This is a genomic window from Cytobacillus sp. FSL R7-0696 (genome assembly GCF_038006865.1).
GTDB lineage: Bacteria > Bacillota > Bacilli > Bacillales > Cytobacillaceae > Cytobacillus > Cytobacillus kochii.
Genome location: NZ_JBBOWA010000001.1, coordinates 1,790,122 through 1,809,836, shown reverse-complemented (window position 1 = coordinate 1,809,836; position 19,715 = coordinate 1,790,122). Strand labels below are relative to the sequence as shown.

The following is a 19,715-nucleotide window of genomic DNA, read 5'->3' as shown; positions in this document are numbered from 1 at the left end:
AACCTTTTGCCACATTCACAAGGACAAGTTTTCTTGTTAGCCATTCTTTTTTTCATACAAAGCAATGTTAGGAGGTAAGAGGTCAATCAGCCAAGGTGTTCCATATTATTAGTAATGGAGTAAAATAATAATTACTTACAAAAATCGGAGTGAAATGTTGAGCTTCCAGCCTTTTATCTAAAACAATAGGGGGTTACGTAATGATAAGAAATACTCGCGATAGATTAGCTAAAGAAATATCCAATAAAAAAGGGATAGATTTAATTCAAGCGCAAGAAATTATCGATTTATTTTTGCAACTAATTCATGAAGAAGGTTATGCCGTTATAAAACAAAATACACAATACGCAAAAAAACAGATGGATAGTTCATTAAGTAGTTCAGATAACGTGGAGAAAACATAAAATTTTAACTAAAAAGTGATTTCTCCACATAAATAGCAAGTAAATTAACATAAATTAAAACAAAAAAGCTTTTCCCAAGCTTTTTGTTTTAAATGTGGGTGCTCTTATTCCATTAAGCCTCCCCTTTGTTCAAGAAGAAAATATCTAAAAGTCAGACATTCCAAATATAAATAAAGCGATAATGACCAGATATCCCAAAGGAAGTACAATTAAAATAGTCGCTGATGCCTTCCTCCAAAATCCGCTCTTACTGTACCAAGAAGCAATTGCTGAAGCTAAATATCCAGTGACTATTATTAATACCCACAAATGTCCAATTTGTTTTCCAACGAGAGCTTGTAAAATTAAATAAGTGGCAATTAAGATTAAGATGGATACTATTCCTAAGTATTTACGCAATTAAAGCTCTCCTTTCTTCAAGATATTTCACCATATCTTTTCAACTAATAAGGCGTTAGTTGAATAACAGTGTTTTCATAATCTTTAAGTAAATTTTACCACATAATGTTAAATATCCTTGTTTTTTCTCGAAGATTTACTACTTATCACCAATGCAGTTACCAATGGGTAACATCAGGAAAGTCGTATTTACAACGTTAAGGATTTCGAAAGAAAAAAATGCCTATTCCCTCTATATTTTTTGCGAGGGATTAGGCTTTTGATTTTCCACAAACGCGTCGATTGTTGAAGATAACATTAGTCTATTGAATAGTATCGTTGTACTGCGCAGCAACTAGATCTATCTTCTCTTTTTCTTGTTCAACAGAAGTTTAGTTGAAGAAGAGAATCTTTTCATTATTTGTTACAAGGTTTTAATTGTACTTCTAACGTAGTTCCAATTAACATTTAACCCCTTTTATTACCTGTACCTTTTCAAGGGAAAATTTTCGATGGGGGAATTACATAAAAACCACCTGTAATCTCAGGTGTTTTTAGGCTAATTTCTCTATTAAGTCCACAATTTGTCTCTAATTTAGTAGCTAGAATAGGTTTATTTTATTTCTTTCCCCGTAGCTAAATCCCGGCATTTTAGCTGCTTTACGCAGTATCATTCCATTCATTTTATTATATATAATAAAATCTTTATCCTTCAAATTTGCATAGAAGGTGTACGCCATTTGTATTTCTTCGTCCCAACTGTTCCATAAACTTGGGCTTAATACCATATTTTCAGAATACAATGGTAATATAAGAGATATATAAAACTTCACTTTATCTATGGGTGAACTTTGTAATTGATTAAATAAGTCTATGTAAATTTCTTTTTCGCTGTCTAAGCAACTTAATAAGATGTAAGAATGTCCTTTCTTTGGAATTGCTGTAATAGCAAGGCGATGGATAACCCCTTTAACCTTATTTTTAATTTTCTTTCCATTCAAATCATAGTCAGGAGCAACATATGCATAATTTGCAAAATTAATTTGCTCTGGTATTTTAATAATACAGGTTGTTACACCAGTATGCTCTCCAGCAATGATTTCTTTATCGAAATGTTCTTTTATAGAATCAAATTCTTTCATATTTAATTGTAAACTTCTGTACCTAGAAACCATATCAGACCTGCTAAATACTGTTGGATGCTTTGCAAATTGAGTTCTGAAAATATCCATTGACATCCAAATTTTATAATATTCAAATATAAAAGCCTTATAAGCATATACAAATTTCATTATCTCACTAGTTTCGTCAAAATCAGGTGCTCCCTTTTCAATTGCTGCAAAAGCAATATTATCATGTAGATCACAAAAGCAAGTTTCAGTTGTTGCAGCATTTGCACTTGTTCTACTCATTTCGATAATAAGTTCTTGTTTACCGTTGTTGAGCGGAACTATTAAAGGACTTCTTTTAGTGTCCATTAAGTATACATGTCTTTCATCACCTGCTAATAAAGAAATAATTTTATTATTTTGCAATGCATGAGCTCCCTTAATTTTCCCTTTACAATTTTGTTGATCTGGATGCATACAGATCTTTTTCATTGATTTTCTCATCATTTCACCAATCAATACTTCAGGTGGTTTCTTAGTTTCTATGGGTGGATTAAAGTCTTTATTGTGGCAACAGTTTATAAAGACTTCATCACTTCCACAAGGACAACTTTCCATTTTTCTAATCTTGATACGTTTTAAAAAATTCAATTTATTGGCTCCTTATATATTGTAGTTTTCTTTTCTAACTTTTAATCGGAGTAAGGGTCTAACTGAAATAATCGTGTAAAAATTCTTTTGTCCATTTGAAATCGCACAAACAATACAATTTCTTCCTTACATCCCTCACTCGTTCAATAAAAGCTTCAATGTGTACTGCCGAGATACATTCCCATGTTTTCTTACGAATGGCAGCTCCAAAATGATGTTTATCGTCATCATAAAGCGTTGTTGGCCCTTCAATTCAACAAAGAAAAGCGAATACCCTTGTTCAGTATTCGCTACCTATAGTTTATAGTATAATGTTTCTCAAAATCGTTTTTAAAGTGAATTAGACACTATATCATAATATAAGAATTATACGTAATAGGTACACTACAAATTGGAATTTATCATGCTAATTGGATTTATTAGCTGATGCTACTTCATCTCTGATCTTCTCTATTAATATTCCAATATTATGTCTATAATTTTCAAGCCGATCTTCTAATGCCTCAAACTCCGATCTAAGATAAGCTTTTCTCCCATAAGATATTGTAGCAATTTCCCATTCTAATTCACCAATCTTTTTATGAAGAAAATCAAATTCTTCTTTGTATTTTTTTAATTCAGGAGTAAGTTTCTTTTCCATAGTATTCACCTTTCTTTCAAATCAATATTTTCCTATTTATCAGTAAAATAAACAATTACTAGTCTATAATTGTCTTGCTGTTGAACTCAATACAACTAATGTGTATCACCTCGATTTTTTACATAACTTTTTATTAGAACATTAATAATGTTTAATCCTATTTTAAACTGATATGCTCGTTCCTTATGTGATTTCTTATTGAACAAACCTGCTTCGTTATTTTAAGACCAACATTTCACAATACACAAATCTCCACACTAAAATCATAACAGAAGATACCGATTATGTGGTTATTTATTCCAAAATCACAAAAACATTACTTCGCAGTATATGTCTACTACGTAATACATGAGTTACTCCACAATCTGGCACGTTTATGGAAGACGGGTCTTATTGAAAACTATCTCACTGCATTAAATAGTTATTTAATGCAGTGAGTCTATTTCTCTAGATATTTCTGGATTAATTAGTTTATGAAAACATACAATTAATTCTTTATGTAAGAGGTAAAGAAAGGCGACAGATTCATTTCATATCTCTCGACTGTAGCTTCACTACGATTTTTTTTGGAAGCTATCTTCCCATAGTTAAACTCTATTACATTTTCGTATATTTCCCTCTCTCCATGAGCCAGTTATTACTCCTTTTAACAGCCCACCAGATAGATTTTTGTATTGCCGTCTTATAATAAGACTGCACCACCTCGTTGTAGAAAGAGGACGATTCAAACAGCTTTACCAATTCCTTATTTGTAAAAACTCTACCCTTTTCAACTTTCTTTTCAAAATCAAGTATAAAATTTAACGTTTCTTCATTAAGGTTAAACTTTTCAACCATCACCAATGGAATTTCTCCTTTTCAAATTAATAACAGTACCCGAAGAGATAACTTTTTGCTGCTCAACACGGTATTTTATATTTACTAAGCAATTGAAAGAATACTTGGATGCTCAAACGTGCCAATGGTACAGTCAAAGGCAACATAATAAATGCATAAATGGTTCCCCAAACTAAAACACCCTCTACATTAACACCTGTATACCCACTTTCTGTATAAGTTCTAAGACTTCCCCCTCTTACAACATACTCACCAAATAAAGCCCCAATTGTTCCACTATAAAGGGTTATAAAAAATGCCGATATTAGACTCAATAACCAAAGTTTTTTGTTTGTTACATTTTCTCGTTTTGCAAAGTAAGATCCTAATATTGAAAAGGTTAATACAAAGGGAATAAACGTTGCGTAGTATAACCATCTCTCTCCAAATAAAGATGTAAAGCCACCTGCTATTCCTTGTGCAACTAACATAAATATAAATGAAATACAGAACGATAAAATTAAACCAAAAATAATTCCAATTATAATCCCCTTTGTAATTTTCATTACAATGGTCCCCCCTTAATATATGAAATTGATTTTCAACCTAACTTATTATAAATATCCCTTTTATTTTAACAGAAATATCCAAATAATTTTAAAATTTTTCTTGTAGAATTATTTACACAAGTAAAATTAGTTATCCACCAATAAAATGGTAAAAATAGGGGTATTCCTAATGAAACTAAAAAAACCGTCTAAATTGAAGACGGTTTTTAATTCATTATTGGTATCCATTCTGAAGAATTTCCGTAGCTATTCTAATTCGCCTGTATTCTTCTAAGAAGCATCTCAACTCTTTTAACAATTTATCTTCAAATTGTTGTAGCTTCCTTTTATCATTTACTCTTACATAGCCTAATCCTTCTTTCGATACAATGTCATTCGTGTATTTTCTCAAGTTTATAACACCTCTCAAAAATTTTTATTAATTGCAGATGACTACTTCAACACCGTTTGTACGAAGAAAGTCTAATACTTTAGCTAAATCCTCATTTTTTCTGCTAATACGGTTATAATCCTTTATTACCATCTTTCCAATCATTCCAGCTTCAATGTCTTTTTTCATTTTCTGAAACGAACCTCTTTTAAAAGGATCAGATGTACCTGAGCATGAATCGTCAATATAAAATTTATCAATATTATTAAGTCTACTCTTTAGTATTTGAGCGCTTGGTTGGTAATCTTCTTTACTTCCAAAATTTGTTCTATGGTAAAATACGATTTTCTTATTGCTAGTCATATTATTTTCCTCCAGTTTAATCTTTTTAACTGTCTTCATTGATAAAATCCTTTGAACTCTGTTGAAAAGTTCTGGTGTCACAATTGATGGCACACTTATTTTTTTCCATTCACTTTGAGGATTTTTAATGATTTGAGATTTGCCGTCATCTAAATACCGAGTTGTTGTCTTGTTAAAATATAGTTCCCCAATATAAATAGGAGATTTTGCTATTAATCTGATATCACGTGGAGTCCAAGGCCTCTTCTTATAAGAATATCCTTGACTATTAAGCAAGTTAGAAACCCTCTTATAAGATTTCTCTGCGGCTAAATATTGAAATACTTTTTCTACAACTTTAGCTTCTTGTACATCGATTTGTAGTTTTCCATATGAGGAACGGTAACCAAAAGGTACTCTGCTAATAATAACCTGCCCTTGTTCTCTTGCTCTTTTTAATCCTAATGCTATCCTCGCAGCTTTATACTTTCTTTCTTCTTCTAAAAAGTACTGATATAAGTTTTCATTGTTTCCTTGCTCTAAACTATCCCTTTTTGACATATAAATCACTCTCTTTTCTATATTTTTGCTTAAATACGACAAAAAACCCCAACGAATAAACCTACGAATTAATTAATATCGTAAATTTATTTGTTGGGGTTTTCCCTTGTTCGTTTATTAAGTTGTAAAGATAATAACACCTACATTAGCATTTTGCAATAGCTAATTTATATTTTTATTGAATTTTAAAAATTAGGGTTTTAATCGCTCTTCCTCTATTTCTAAGAGGAACAATTTTCTTAAATCGTATTCCTTTCTCCCTTAAAACATCTTCAAGATAAAATTGAGCATCACAATCTGTTAATGGTACTTTAACTTCGCCTTTCTTGATTATCTCTTCTATCAGGTTATCATATAAAGAAACTGACATTGAAATTCACCTACAACCTACTGCGTAATAACAAATCATTTTTTTTCGGGTCTGTTTAACGATGCGGTTGATAAATCTTTACTTATAGCAAATAGAATTCATTAATAATGAAATCAATCAAATCTTTATCATCATCTGATAAAATAAACTTCTATTGAATTACTTTCATTGAAATCCTTCTTAGCCAACCCAATTGCTATGATTAAAATTTTTTCATCGCTAGAACTATGCTCAATTTATCTTTATTCCTCTATTTAACACCTCTAAAGTAAAAAAATAGTGCTTAGAACCTCTTAAAAAAAGTCTCACAGTTCTTAGGGATGACAAAAGCGGTGAATTCCTTACCCATTCCTTCATTCGGTTGATGCTTAATTGCCTGTATCAAAGATGAATTAGTAAAGCCAAGGGGCAATGCAAATTCACCAGTATATTCGGCAAGTTGCTGATTTATATATTTCCCCTTACTTCTTCCGCAGCTGCAGCTTTTTTCTGACAGATCCAGATTAAATATATCATTACATTCAAGGCACATTAGAAGCTTCATTTGCATCCCTCAATCTTTATTAGTGTTCTTTTCCTTATCAATCATTTCTTGAATGTGGGTTATTACTCTGGGGTCTTTTCTATACTCTGTTATTTTTTCAGTGATTAGCTTGTTTTCAAACATGCCTCTTAACAGCCTATAGTTATTAGCTTTCATTTTAAAATTATAAGAGTCATCGAGTATTAGCTTTGCAAGTAACGTCATAATAAACTCTTCTTCCCGAATTCCTTTAATCCATAGCCAAGCATCTTCTGTGAGAAACATCCGAAACTTTTCAGTAAGCATCTTTCCGAGTATTAGCTTCATCGATCCAATATCACACCCATACAACCGTTCTTTAATTTCAGGATTTTTCGTTAAAAATTTTTCAATGCTATATGCTACTGTTTTTAAATGAAAGTCCTGCTCTTCGGAAAGCAAAACCGAATGATTATTAAAATAAAGAAAAGCATCTTCATTATCCAAAAAACTACCTTCGCTTTCCTTCTCATTATTTAGAGCCAATATAGGAGCAATACTCTTATAGAATTCCAGAAGTTCATCTTCTATCCTACTATTTTCCTGTTGTAATAAAAGTCTCGCTTTTTTCTCCCAATCTGGAAAACAAGAGGTGAAAATTTCCACCACCTCGGTTAAAGGGATATAGGTTTTAATTTCCCGGCCCGGAAATTTGATATCCATTACCATCATTCCAAATGTTCTTTCAACAATAGCTGGATGACCTTCAATTTTGCGAAATGCCTTCAAAAAATCATAGTTTTGTGGAGGGATACTTACCCAAGTAAGAGTAATTGCCCTTAACATTTCTTCAGGTATATACTTGGGGCCATCTTCTTCCTTGCAAGCCATAGAAAACAAACTATTAACGTCCCTAACTAGATTCAGATAATAGACCAAGAGCTTAACAGCTCCAATTTGTGTTGGAGAAGAGTACTTAACTAATTTTTCCTTAATCCAATTATGGAAAGTTTCTTTATCAGAGTTCTTATAAACTATCTCCATGATTTTTTCCTGATCTGCAATTGTCCATCTTTCTATCAATTCTATCTTTTCACGTTCACTTTTAGGAAAAGATCGGTTAAGCAACTGCTGTGGATCAACGCGTAACGGTAACCTTGTTGGGGTTAAGAGATGAGTGTTTGCCCATTCTTTTGCTTTTACACACTGCAGATAATCTATATCTCCACTTACACTAGCAAACTTGGGGAAACGGCTCTCAATTAGCATAGCTATGGCTAATATGTAAAGATGGTATGGATATCCTTGAGTCTTAGCATTAAAAACAACAACTGAGCTTTCGTATCCCTTTAAAATATCTGTTTCATTATTAAAAGCTGGCGCAGCCTCCCTATACATTTTAATATCAGAGTAAAGCCTGAAAGTTTCTGCAAATTTCTTACTGCCTAAGTTCCCACATGTTCTCCAAAATCTAGAAGGCTCTTCATGTTCTTCGGATTTAACATATACAGGGATCTGAATATCAAATAACTTTTTTTCTCCTAAATCTGCAAAATCATAAGCTTTCAGTAATTTCACGGTTTCTTTATAAACACTTATCCAATCTTGTTGTGAAATCTGATGAGGAAGAATAGACAGACGAACATAAGTACCCACCCAAAACCACACCCTTTTTTTCAGTTACAATTAAAAGAGAACTCGCTTCTCCTTTATTGCGATGTTTTAATATCGCCAAAAAAAGGCTATCTCAACATTAATAAGATAACCTTTTAGTTGTTTTCTAGAATTGCCTGCACAGCCCAGAATTATAAAAATCTGCAAGCCCTATATTATTGCACCATGTTACTCAATTCTAAAAGTAGATCTGTTAGCTTTGTTATATACTCGTTGTACATCTTTCTTTGATTGTTCTACATATGACTTAATCATTGAATAATCGTTCGGGTTAGCATCTTCAACTTTCTCCAATGTTGCTCCTACACTTCCAGCAAAATATCCAGCTGCCCCCAGTATCGTTCGCAGTTCGTGTGTCACTTCTGAAGTTAATGCTTCATGAGCATTATTTTTCATAATGTTTTCATCTGCATCATCAACAATTGTTGCTAAATCTATTACCAGCTTTCCTGAATATACCTGCACCTCAGATGCCTCCCTCTTATAACTATTTATTAGTCCTCCCTAGCGCTCACCTTTAATAGCGAATATACTGCTTTTTTCAGCTGTTATTTTCCTTCTCTATTCTCTTACCTGCCTTTATAAGTGACAGGTGAAAAATATCCTTTTTGTCGCAATCTTCACTACTAGTAAAGTCAAAAATAAAGTTATCAGTTACAACCTCGTACTTTGCAAGGACGGTTATTATATCATTTAAAAGTTCATCATAAATATCAGTACGAGGATCCTTATATATTTCTGTAATTCTATATAAGTCGACTTGAATAAATCCTAAATGTTTAGAATATGCCAAAGATGAGCCTCCCATTAAAACATTTTCTGCGGATTTACTAAGGTGTTTATTGCAAACACGAGTGCATCATTAAAAGCAGTGCGATATGCTAATTTCGTTTGGATATGTACCTGCTCAAAAATGTTAGCTCTAATATCATCAATGAATTCATCTTTTTTGGTTTCATCCTCGAACTTTTCAAATTGTGCAAGCTTTTCATCTAGATCCTTATGAAGCAATTCCGAGTACATAACATACTCTTCACTTGTAATAATTTGTTCGAGTCTTTCTTCAATTAACTTGTTTACTACCTTTTGAAATCCATCGATCATTATTGTCACCCTCTTTTATTCTTAATAAGAATATATTTATATTTAGAATATAACATGGTTTATATTGATTGTAAAATGCAATAACGATACGATTACTAATAATGACGATTTTCAGAGGGTTGAAATATGAGTGATTTAATAATTGGAAGACTAATAAAGGAACTTAGAAAGAAAAATAATATGACAATGGTTGACTTCGCTAAAAAAATTAAAATATCCCAGCCGTCCCTATCTAAGATTGAATCGGGAAGACAGGAAGTATCATTTTCCTTGTTAGAATCTATATGTCATGAATTTGACATTACAAGAAGTCAATTTTTTCAAATGATTGAAAAGGATAGTATATATCACCAAACTTCTTCGGATATAAATTTTGAAGAAGCTGTCGATGCGGACAAAGAAATTGAACATAAAATCGGAGAATTAGTTTCAAAGATGACATTTGAACAAAAAAAAGCATTGTTCATTTTTTTATTTTCCAGTATCAAAGAATGAGAATGAAATACATAAAAAAACGCAGTCCGACTCTTTTATGAATTGGACTGCTTAACTTTTTGCTCAATTATTTTTACAGTTCTATTTATGTTCCGAAGAGGTTCCGAATAATATATCCCATTCGGAACATTATTCCTTAATTGTTTTTCCTTTTATATAAAGGTTTTTAATGAGTAAATCAGTACTATGTTCCGAAATACTGATTTTTTTTACTATTTTTGCAAGAAAGCATAACCTACAGGGTGTAATTTATATACCAACGCTCTCTCAAAAGTAATGGAACGTTGGAACAATATGTTGTTAAACCTTGATATTACTGAATTTTAGACGTTCCATCTTATCTGTTAATTTCGGAACGTCATTTGGAACTTTCTCTACAGATTTCATTTATAGAAGTAAATCATTGTATCGGGCAACTCAGGATGAACAATGCCATCCTTAATTGATTCAGGATTACTCGGATCAGATAATTGTATTAACCACGCCCTAGGATTACTAGTACCAATTCTGTGTTTAACACTCCTAATAAAAAATGAATACGTTTGTAAGTCTTTAACTACCTTGTTACTTGATGGGTAGAATGGGACTCTTTCTGACATCCTATAAGCTTCATAGGTATTAGATGGAGCCAAGTATAAATAGGTGGAACCATCTTCTATTACACACTTATAATCACTATTATTCTGTAATTGACCTTTCTTAGCCAGTAAACCAATCTTGCGCAGAAAATCCATAGCAGGATGGTCTTCGATTGTCAGTTGTTGCGTTTCTTTCATCTCCTGATATACAAATTGATAAATTTCAATTCTATCTTCTGGATTAGAAAAAAATATTTCATCCTCTAAAAAGTCATTTAATTGGGCAAAGGCTGCAAAAGCTGAAGCAAGAAACATAGCATAATGCGACCGAATTCGAATGTGAATATTACTCCATCCCCTACTACTAAAATAATCAAGGATTTCATGATAAAGTCGTAAAAAGTTATGCTTCCATCTATACGATGTTCTCATTAAATACTGTCCTACCCAATATGGTACTTCTTTAAGAGCTTTGACCTTTCTAATAGCCTCTTCATTAAAACTAATCTTTGAAGCATCAAATAAAACTGATCTTTGAATTATTGATGGCACGCTGGTCAATACTTCCCCACTTAACATTAAAGTCGCCTTTACGGGAAATCGAATTATAGTAGATTCATCTTTATGCCCTCTAATGAAATCCTGCCTCATATAAACATTATTTTTAAGTGAATCTGAACAGGTTTTAATAAAATCCATCCCCTTGCTACTGTCATTTTTATTTTCAGCTTCGTCTACGACAAAAGGCATAGAGGATTTTCGACTCATACCCTTTCTTAAACTATCCAACGATGGCGGAGTATTCAACGATACATTAATACCTGCCATTTTTGTATACTCTTTAATGGCTGTACTCTTACCTTGACCGTGTTTTCCGTATAGGTATAAAAACGGGAAATAATCCGTTTCCTTTACAATGGTATCGACATTCATTGTTCCAGCAATATAACCGAAAGCAAGATATGAATATTGGCCATAGAGTAATTTAAGGCATTTAAAGTATGTGACTAAATCCTCCTTAGTGGGAGCTTTATCAATATGTGGATGTATTCTATATTCGTCGTCTTTATCAATATCCACTTTAAAATACTTACCGTTCACTGCAATAATTCCATCTTCATCTGCAAAAATTACCTTATCACGACAAAACGCATGTGATGGAAAAATCCACATATCCTCCTTTTCATTCCGCCCCATATATGATATAAACTCAAGTTCTTTCATAGGGCTTTTTAAAATCATGTTTATCAGACTATCTAAGTTTGTTTGTTTACCAAACCAATTAAATCTTCCGTTATTCATGCAATGTTTTTTAAAAGCTGTATGAATTGCTAAAGTCTCACCATCAAATTCGACCACTTTTGTCTGACTGTCAGAGATTAGTTTTAAAATATAAATCTGTTTGCTACCTTGTCTTTTGGTCGTATAGAGCGGAACAACAATAAAGTTAGAGATTGGATTTTCTTTATACGTATTTTCCCCTGTCTTTACTCGAACATAATAATACTTTTTTTCTTTATTGATTCGAAGACAATCACTATTGAGAAAAGATCCTCCTGTTGGATACAAATCAGACTGAAGTTTTCTATTGTTTTGCTGAATATTTTCATTCTCATTACGAGCCGAAGAATCTTCAATTCCTACCATCACATCATTGTATAAACCTATACTTCTTCCTACTTTGGACTTTTTGCGACTTTTAGTTTCCATTGCAACTTTGTTTTTTTGACTCATATTTTTCCTCCATAATAAAAACCCCAAACAAGTAAAGATGCTCATAAGGCCACTCTTAACCAAGTTTGGGGTTTTCCCTTTTTTTATTTATTTTTTTAGCAAGAAATTCATTAGACTAACTTATATAGGGGACCTCCTTCTTTTTGATAATTTAATTTCAAGCTAAAATCTTAAAATATTATAATTATTGTTTTTGATATTCGAACCCCTTATCAAAAAAATTTTAAGTTCTATGTAAATTTCATTAAAGTCTACTTTAACTTAAATGAAACTTAGCAAAAACTTAATCAGTTTCATTAGAAAAAACTAACATCTATTTGTTTTAACTTCATTAAAAGGAAACACCAATAAAAATTCAAGATTAAGTAAATAATTTTTATTTTTCTATTCGAATTGGAAAAAGTTCAAGCTAAAATGTTTTTACCTTTAATTGAAAGGAGGGAATAATTAAAATGGAGATGGACATCGACAAAGCAACTTTACAAGATATCATTTCATTAATTGAAGGTGGAACTACAGAACAAGAAATCTGTAACTCGAAAGGCTACAAAGCTGCTTCTACTGTTTCTAATAGATTAAAAGCCGTTGGCGCCACCTGTGATATTAACGGCGAATGGAACTTCACCAAAATTGATCCAAGAATCCTTACTAAGCCATTTTGGACAATATCTTATTCAAAAGATAGATCAAAAACCACCTTTGATAATTTAGATTTGAATGAACAGGAAATAACCACCCTAAAGAAAATTGCGGAAGAATATATAAAAGAGAATTATGAAAGGAAGACTGAGACGCTAAAATACGAATTGTTTGGAAAACTTCTGTTTGAACATGCCGCTTATAGGAATACAGATTCCTTAACAAAACAGCTGAACGTTCCAGTCCAAGAGCATGTAATGCAGCGACTAGACGACTTTGCCAACACTAGTGGACTTGAGAAGAAATTCATTGTTAACAAAGCAATTGAGACATTTTTAGATTTATATGATGGCAATTTCCAATAATAAACTTATAGTGCAAAGAGGCATATAAAAGTTAAATCAAGCATGCTTTTCAAGCAACAAAAAGGATAACTATGCACGTTGAAGTATATCCGTTAAAGGGGTCCGTTCAACGAGTATACTATTTCTTTCTCTAATACCAGTAATATCAATGGTTTATGTACCATATGGACAATCCTTTTAAATGCCGACTATATAGAAAAAGAAAGACCTTTTTGATATAAATTAAACCTACACAAATTAATCGCATCCAATAACCTTTACTAGATTGTTACTAGGATGCTCCTGATTTATAATCGGGAAATATAGTCAAGATATAATTTAAGGGAGGACAGCTAATGGACTTCAACAAAATAATACTATACGCTAACATCCTAGGTATCTGTTTTACTGTGGCTCTGACATATACAATTGTTGTTAACATTTTCGTTGGCCTCCCTATTCAGCCTGTTGCTGTTGCTATGCTTGCAATTGGATATGTTGTCATGATAAAAAGAAATACACTATTTCAAGAACTTTGGGATAGGTGGTTCTCCGCAGAAGAAAGTAAAACACTTTTTAACTTCCTTTAAGTGACATGTCATTTTAATTAAACCATTCATAAAATCGTCGTTACGTGTAATTTATATAAATTTAAAATGGAATAAGGGAAAGCCCCATTGCTGAGTTTAAACAAACGTACTATTGCGTTTAAACTCAGCAATGGGGCTTTTATTTTTGCTTAAAATATATTGGAGGAATCTATGTGATATTAAATAAAAAGGATTATGATGCGCTTTACGAAGAGCTAATGCTAATTAATGAAGAGAATTATCAAGGAAAATTTTATGTAACAAATGTTAAGGATCTAGAAGAGCAAGCGTTGCAATTTTTAATAGATGAAAATTACTTTGATGAGAAGGACAAAGATATTGATGAGAACCTTTCCTTGAAAATATCTTGGAAAGGGGAAGGCATGTACTGTTTTTCTGGGCTTGGATTCATTCATGAATATTCACTTAAAAATGTTATCGATCTTTTCGAGACTGAAACTGAGGTAAGCCACAAAATATTTTTAGGTGACCATATTGAAATTGAGAAGGCAAAGAGTAAATTCACAAATGTATATGTCGAATGGAATATAGATATCTTCAGTCAAACCTTCTCTATCAAAGAAATTATTGAAGATAAAAAAGCCATCAATAATTCAAGATCCCTTAGCAATAAAGAAAACAGTCAACAAAAAAATTGCGAATTTGAAAGCATAAAGGAAATGGATAATAACACCTTTTATGAGCTTTTAAAGCAGTATAACAAACACTTGCTAACTTCATAGAGAACGAATAACCCGATGGCACATTTTCCTCTAGAGAGTGTGCCTTTATCTTTTGTAAGGAAAAAAGGAGAATAGGCATTTGAAAGTATATTATTATTTATCTAAATCGAAAAAACGGCGTATTCAATTAGAAAGCGTCGATATATACGCACTTCTTTTCTTGAACGAACAGGGCATATTATCACAACCTCAGTTTTATGAATTTTACTCTCTCTTAAAACATATAAGTGATGCTGCTTTCCGTAGAAAAATGAGTCGGTGGGACAATGCTAACATTGTAGAAAAAAGTAAAGAAAAAATGCAAAATGGATATGAAATGGCAATTATCAACTTAACACCTGCAGGCCAAACAATTCTCAAAAAACTCGGCTACTTGGGTATGGAAGAAAAACTGAAATATCAAGCAAAAAGCAACTTAGATCATACCCTCGCTATTAAACAATCTGTTATAGAAGTTTTAAAATGCGTTAGTCAAAAAGAGCCTTTTTATATTGCTGATGGAGGAAAATATGTTATTCCGTTCAGAGAAGATAAGGATGAAGAGTTAGAAGAACCTATCATTATCTTTAAGAAACAAAACTTCGGTAATGATTTTATTCCTCCATTAAAATCGTTATCACAGTACAAGGCTACATTCATCGACAGACACAAAGAATTAGATGTGCTGCAATCTTTTGTCCCACAGGAATTCACCCTTATTAATAATCAACTTGGTGAAAAGACTGGATTAATACCAGATTGGATATTCAAAATTAGGGAAACATACCTCTACATCGAAGTGGATAGTGGAAATGAAAAAATAAAAACTAAACGTGATCATACCAATACGATAATCGAAAAGCATGATGTTAGATCTATCGAAGGAAAACTGTACCGATATGAAGAGTTGGCTAAGAACGATAGAGAGCATAACCACAAAGTCATCTTCGCTTTAATGGATGATAGTGATGTGGTAATAACCAAGAACATCCATAGCAACAAAGACATTCGTATTGCCAACCTAAAACATGAAATTGCTCATATGAACGACTACAAAGACTGGAAAATTGAGGTTTATGTTACCGGTATGAAAAGATTTTACACAGTTGTTGAAGCAGTATATCTAGAACTGATCAATAACATAAAATCATATTCCTATGAAGTTTACAAAAAAACATTTATCACTTTAATTAAGGCAGGGTTGAAACCGAATTGGAAAAATTTAAAGTTTATGGTTGTCGGTAAACACTTTTATCCAACTCTTGGCATATCGACAAACAGTCTAAACTTCATTCCGGATTTTTTGTTTAGATACTATCAGGATACAGAAGATAAATACGAACAATACTTTATTCCTGTATTTATTAGAGAAGGAAACGTAAAAGACATGGAGAGGTTGGCTTATTATACAATTCCTACAGCAAATGGCTGGTTTAAGTATAATGCAAAGATCTTGGCATTGTATGAAAGAAAAGATGAACTATTTAATGATGTCATTAGGAAAACAAAGAAAGTAAACACCAATAAGATAACGAGAGAAATAGTTGATAATAACGGAATGGATATAGACAATATAGTATTCGCTGCTATAGATGAAATATCCAACGGTAAACTCCTTCTTTACAATGCTAATAAGAAGCAAATCGATAAAAGCCAGTTATTCTAGTCTTATGAATAACTGGCTTTTGTATATACTTCTTCCTAAAAAGTTCTCCATTTTGGTGTACTCTCTTGCCTTGTAAACACCTCGCTGGCTGGTAGTAGTTGAACGGTTTTTTATCCATGAAGTACTCTTTTTGTACATTTTCTCTTAAAAAGTTCTCCATTTCGGTGTACTCTCTTACCTTGTAAACACCTCGCTGGCTGGTAGTAGTTGAACGGTTTTTTATCCATGAAGTACTCTTTTTGTACATTTTCTCTTAAAAAGTTCTCCATTTCGGTGTACTCTCTTACCTTATAAACATCCGGCTGATAGCATTTATAATAGGTTTTTTCCCTAAGATCTCTCTTATCAGCGCATTTTATCTTAAAAAGTTCTCCATTTTGGTGTACTCTCTTTACCTTATGTACATCCGCTGTTAGCAATTATTATGGATTTCCCCCCAAACATATGTATTATCAGCGCATTCATCTTAAAAAGTTCTCCATTTTAGTGTACTCTCTTTACCTTGTGTATTTCGTTAAAAGGTTTTATTGCTAACAGACAATTTATGTAACTGAATAAAATAAGAGTGCGATAATATCTATTTTCGCACTCTTTTTTAAATTAAATTCTTCCCGCTTTATTATAGTCCACAGTCAGTAAATATTTATGTTTGAAATAACACGCACACTATTGATTATCAATTATTTTGAAATTCTTGATTAAGTTTTCATTCTTTGAATTTATTTCTTCTAGAATTGGCTTTTCTAAATTGATGAAATTGTAATCGATACTTTGATCTAAGTATTTTACGTTTTCTTTAATCATTGAAAAAAAAATTTGTCCATTTATAGACAGATAATGCTTTGATAAAAAACCAAACATTTGTTTTTTTAATTCTTCAGCAGTTTCATTTTTAATAAAAGAGTCCATAGCAAAGGGCACTTTCACTTCAGCATAATTAGCTATTAAATTGGTGTAAATGGTATATAATGCTAACATTTTCTTGTTTGCTGCAATCCCACTACCCTTAACCTCTTTAAAACTATAAAACTTAATATCATCTAACTTTATATCATTAAAGTACCTTTCGTATTCATTTAATAGTTCTTCATATTTCTTTTTAATTTCTGATTTTTTTTGATTTCCTATTTTTCTTTCCTTAGAAATACTTTTATTTACCTCTTTTATATTATTATCCTTTTGATATATTTCATTGACAAGCTTTTGTTCTACTGTAATATATTTATTAGTTATTTCTTGATTGACCCTATCATTTATATAGGCATCTACTTCTTTATACTCATTAGTTTTTCGTAACGTTTCTTCTGTTTCTTTAATTTTCTCAAGTAGTTTATTTTTTTCCGAAACCTCTTGTTCCTTCTCCATCTCAAATGCTTCTATCTGATGTTTACATTTATCAATTTGTTCAATAATTTCATACTGATTATTTCTAATTCTTAATCTGGTTAATGATTGTTCTTGAGTCAATTTTGAATTGCAATGGATACAAGAATATTTAATTTCCGCAAATTTCTTTTCATATGAGCTAAATAGCTTATTAAATTCTTTTTTATCTCTGCTTAGTTCGCTTATCTTTGTATCTAGTTCAATGATCTTATTATCTATATCAGCAACACCATTATTTAATTCGTTAATAAAAATTAAGTATTTATCAATTTGGTTCTCACTTAACTCATTTTCATCTCTTATATTAATTACACGCATTGGTCTTGAAAATTCTTTATGTTCTTTCCCCAGTAGACTAAGGGCCTCTATCTTCTTCTCAATAACACTTATTTCAGTTTCAATACCACTCTTTTTAATCTCTAAATCTATTATATTTTTGTTAGCGATATTAAAATAAAAATCAAATATATTTTTTACTGTATTATTATACCTAGCAAAAGAATCTGCTGATTTAGAATATATATAACCATTCCAAGATTTATCCTGATCAATATAAAAGGGCAATAAAATCTCACTTGCATACACATCAGATAAAGTTTTATTTTTCTTATCTTTAATTTTTATATGTATTTTTAAAAAGTCTTGAAGCCACGATGAATATTCCTTTTCATTGAGAATCTGTTTTCTGCCATCGATATAAAATAAATTTTTATGGCGGGTTATAATGTGTTTTCTTTCACCGTTCGTTACTGTTACTTGAAACATCATATTATTTATATTCCAGTTACTCGGCCATATTTTTATGCTGTATCCTAAAGAATGATAAATTGATTTTATTAAACTAGACTTCCCTACGGTATTGAGCTTGCTTACAAATATATTAGTATCAGGTGTAAAAACAAACTCTCGAACTCTTTTGTCTATATAATCATAAATTATTATTTTGTTAATAATCACCTAAAATTCATCCCCTAACTCACACAAACTCTCAATTGCAACTGAGATTAATGTAACATCTTCAATCTTTCTAGATTTGAATTTGTTCACAATATGTTCCACTATCTCTTTATCGGAAATTTTCAGGATTTCACCTCGATTCTCAATATAATCGGTTATTGATTTCTTAATTTCTTCTTTTAATTCCGACTTATTCAACTCAATTTTTAATCTTTCTTTCTTTACAAGTTTTTTTATTATCATATTGTAATCAAGGGAATTTAAAACGTTATCAAACCTTTTTAAAGATTCACTTGTTTGTAAAATTTTTGAAAAATAGTTCCTATCCATTAATTTAAACTCTTTATCGAGCTCATTATTAATAACGTATTGTGCCTTTTGATCGATTGTTAGAGACAATTCTGCAATTATTAACCTGCCTCTTTTATCATCAACTGATATCCCTGCAGATGTTAAACTGCCTATCAAGTATTTTTCCGCTTCATTAAGATCTTCATGGACTGGAGAGATAAAAAAGTAAAAGTTTTCTATTTTCCTTACTAATTCATCTGGTAGAGACTTGATAAGTGTTTCCTTTGCATTATCGCTTAATACATATAATTCAGAGCATATTGAACCCGGTCTTTTTATTTTTAATTGCTTCTTATCTTGTTGTCCTATATCCTTTACAATAAGTTTAAATGTATCTTCCTCTGTTCCCGAACTTAGATTTTTTTCCAATATTGAAGGTGAAGGTACACTTACTTTCTTCTTACTTTTCCCGCTCGGATCATTTATTTTCTTCGTTCCTTTCTTGGTAATTTTATTGAAAGTATGTACTTGTTTTTTTACTTGTATAAACGCTTTATAATTTTCATAACTGACGACAATGTCGTCTTCGGCCTCAATAAAAATCTTAAAATTGTTCTTTTGATAATTGTTAACTGCAAGCAATATTAAATTTGCTTTTTGAAAATTAAATCCTTTAATAGCTTCTGCTCCACCATTATCAAAGTTATTAGCCTCTGCTTCCTCTGACATTTGTTATTCCCCTCTCATTTAATTTAAATTAAGCCATTAATCTTATAATTTCAATCAGAAAAAATTATCGAATTATGCAGAAATAAAGGAGCTC

The 19,715-nt window shown here is 31.5% G+C and carries 22 protein-coding genes; 6 read left to right on the top strand and 16 right to left on the bottom strand.

Features of this window, described 5'->3' with window-relative positions:
- Positions 1 to 200: 200 nt before the first annotated feature.
- A complete protein-coding gene (locus tag MKX29_RS09500; protein ID WP_078989024.1) occupies positions 201 to 404 on the top strand; it encodes a hypothetical protein in 204 nt (67 codons plus the stop codon).
- Positions 405 to 548: 144 nt separating this feature from the next.
- On the opposite strand, the gene MKX29_RS09495 is transcribed toward MKX29_RS09500, so the two are convergent.
- The 13 genes from MKX29_RS09495 to MKX29_RS09435 form a co-directional block, all read right to left on the bottom strand.
- On the bottom strand, positions 549 to 803 hold the full coding sequence (locus MKX29_RS09495; RefSeq protein WP_078989023.1) for a hypothetical protein: 255 nt from the start codon (positions 801 to 803) through the stop codon (positions 549 to 551).
- Positions 804 to 1,384: 581 nt separating this feature from the next.
- Positions 1,385 to 2,542 (bottom strand): hypothetical protein, encoded by a 1,158-nt coding sequence (locus MKX29_RS09490; RefSeq protein ID WP_341105184.1) that lies wholly within the window; start codon positions 2,540 to 2,542, stop codon positions 1,385 to 1,387.
- A gap of 406 nt (positions 2,543 to 2,948) precedes the next feature.
- Positions 2,949 to 3,182 carry a hypothetical protein gene (locus tag MKX29_RS09485; RefSeq protein WP_262175506.1) on the bottom strand — a complete coding sequence of 78 codons (234 nt, stop codon included), beginning with the start codon at positions 3,180 to 3,182 and terminating at the stop codon, positions 2,949 to 2,951.
- A gap of 597 nt (positions 3,183 to 3,779) precedes the next feature.
- Positions 3,780 to 4,019, bottom strand: a complete 240-nt coding sequence (locus tag MKX29_RS09480) for a hypothetical protein (RefSeq protein WP_026041794.1) — start codon at positions 4,017 to 4,019, stop codon at positions 3,780 to 3,782.
- A 62-nt stretch (positions 4,020 to 4,081) separates the two neighbouring features.
- Complete coding sequence (locus tag MKX29_RS09475) at positions 4,082 to 4,564, bottom strand: hypothetical protein (RefSeq protein ID WP_341105178.1); 483 nt, start codon at positions 4,562 to 4,564, stop codon at positions 4,082 to 4,084.
- A 217-nt stretch (positions 4,565 to 4,781) separates the two neighbouring features.
- A complete protein-coding gene (locus tag MKX29_RS09470; protein WP_341105176.1) occupies positions 4,782 to 4,958 on the bottom strand; it encodes a hypothetical protein in 177 nt (58 codons plus the stop codon).
- 27 nt (positions 4,959 to 4,985) lie between these two features.
- On the bottom strand, positions 4,986 to 5,840 hold the full coding sequence (locus MKX29_RS09465; protein ID WP_341105174.1) for a recombinase family protein: 855 nt from the start codon (positions 5,838 to 5,840) through the stop codon (positions 4,986 to 4,988).
- A gap of 175 nt (positions 5,841 to 6,015) precedes the next feature.
- Positions 6,016 to 6,210: a hypothetical protein gene (locus tag MKX29_RS09460; protein WP_341105172.1), complete on the bottom strand. Its 195-nt coding sequence runs from the start codon at positions 6,208 to 6,210 to the stop codon at positions 6,016 to 6,018.
- A 283-nt stretch (positions 6,211 to 6,493) separates the two neighbouring features.
- On the bottom strand, positions 6,494 to 6,754 hold the full coding sequence (locus MKX29_RS09455) for a hypothetical protein (protein WP_016201524.1): 261 nt from the start codon (positions 6,752 to 6,754) through the stop codon (positions 6,494 to 6,496).
- Positions 6,755 to 6,763: 9 nt separating this feature from the next.
- The gene (locus MKX29_RS09450; protein WP_341105169.1) at positions 6,764 to 8,368 is read right to left on the bottom strand and encodes a hypothetical protein; all 1,605 of its coding nucleotides are present in this window, start codon (positions 8,366 to 8,368) and stop codon (positions 6,764 to 6,766) included.
- A gap of 186 nt (positions 8,369 to 8,554) precedes the next feature.
- The gene (locus tag MKX29_RS09445; protein WP_019154247.1) at positions 8,555 to 8,851 is read right to left on the bottom strand and encodes a hypothetical protein; all 297 of its coding nucleotides are present in this window, start codon (positions 8,849 to 8,851) and stop codon (positions 8,555 to 8,557) included.
- 76 nt (positions 8,852 to 8,927) lie between these two features.
- Complete coding sequence (locus tag MKX29_RS09440) at positions 8,928 to 9,179, bottom strand: hypothetical protein (RefSeq protein WP_019154248.1); 252 nt, start codon at positions 9,177 to 9,179, stop codon at positions 8,928 to 8,930.
- Between the two features lie 14 nt (positions 9,180 to 9,193).
- On the bottom strand, positions 9,194 to 9,490 hold the full coding sequence (locus tag MKX29_RS09435) for a hypothetical protein (protein WP_016201520.1): 297 nt from the start codon (positions 9,488 to 9,490) through the stop codon (positions 9,194 to 9,196).
- 126 nt (positions 9,491 to 9,616) lie between these two features.
- Between MKX29_RS09435 and MKX29_RS09430 the strand changes: the two genes are divergently transcribed.
- Entirely contained in the window at positions 9,617 to 9,985 is a 369-nt protein-coding gene (locus MKX29_RS09430) for a helix-turn-helix domain-containing protein (RefSeq protein ID WP_019154249.1), read from the top strand.
- Between the two features lie 383 nt (positions 9,986 to 10,368).
- On the opposite strand, the gene MKX29_RS09425 is transcribed toward MKX29_RS09430, so the two are convergent.
- Entirely contained in the window at positions 10,369 to 12,297 is a 1,929-nt protein-coding gene (locus MKX29_RS09425; protein WP_341105164.1) for a hypothetical protein, read from the bottom strand.
- Between the two features lie 452 nt (positions 12,298 to 12,749).
- Between MKX29_RS09425 and MKX29_RS09420 the strand changes: the two genes are divergently transcribed.
- The 4 genes from MKX29_RS09420 to MKX29_RS09405 all read left to right on the top strand — a co-directional run bounded on the left by MKX29_RS09420 (position 12,750) and on the right by MKX29_RS09405 (position 16,258).
- Positions 12,750 to 13,301, top strand: a complete 552-nt coding sequence (locus MKX29_RS09420) for a hypothetical protein (protein ID WP_341105163.1) — start codon at positions 12,750 to 12,752, stop codon at positions 13,299 to 13,301.
- A 335-nt stretch (positions 13,302 to 13,636) separates the two neighbouring features.
- Positions 13,637 to 13,870, top strand: coding sequence for a hypothetical protein (locus MKX29_RS09415; protein WP_341105161.1), 234 nt, complete (start codon positions 13,637 to 13,639; stop codon positions 13,868 to 13,870).
- A 173-nt stretch (positions 13,871 to 14,043) separates the two neighbouring features.
- The gene (locus MKX29_RS09410; protein WP_341105159.1) at positions 14,044 to 14,613 is read left to right on the top strand and encodes a hypothetical protein; all 570 of its coding nucleotides are present in this window, start codon (positions 14,044 to 14,046) and stop codon (positions 14,611 to 14,613) included.
- 79 nt (positions 14,614 to 14,692) lie between these two features.
- Positions 14,693 to 16,258 carry a replication-relaxation family protein gene (locus MKX29_RS09405; RefSeq protein ID WP_341105157.1) on the top strand — a complete coding sequence of 522 codons (1,566 nt, stop codon included), beginning with the start codon at positions 14,693 to 14,695 and terminating at the stop codon, positions 16,256 to 16,258.
- A 666-nt stretch (positions 16,259 to 16,924) separates the two neighbouring features.
- On the opposite strand, the gene MKX29_RS09400 is transcribed toward MKX29_RS09405, so the two are convergent.
- The gene (locus MKX29_RS09400) at positions 16,925 to 18,601 is read right to left on the bottom strand and encodes a hypothetical protein (RefSeq protein WP_341105156.1); all 1,677 of its coding nucleotides are present in this window, start codon (positions 18,599 to 18,601) and stop codon (positions 16,925 to 16,927) included.
- The gene (locus MKX29_RS09395; RefSeq protein WP_341105154.1) at positions 18,602 to 19,621 is read right to left on the bottom strand and encodes a dsDNA nuclease domain-containing protein; all 1,020 of its coding nucleotides are present in this window, start codon (positions 19,619 to 19,621) and stop codon (positions 18,602 to 18,604) included.
- Between the last annotated feature and the right edge of the window lie 94 nt (positions 19,622 to 19,715).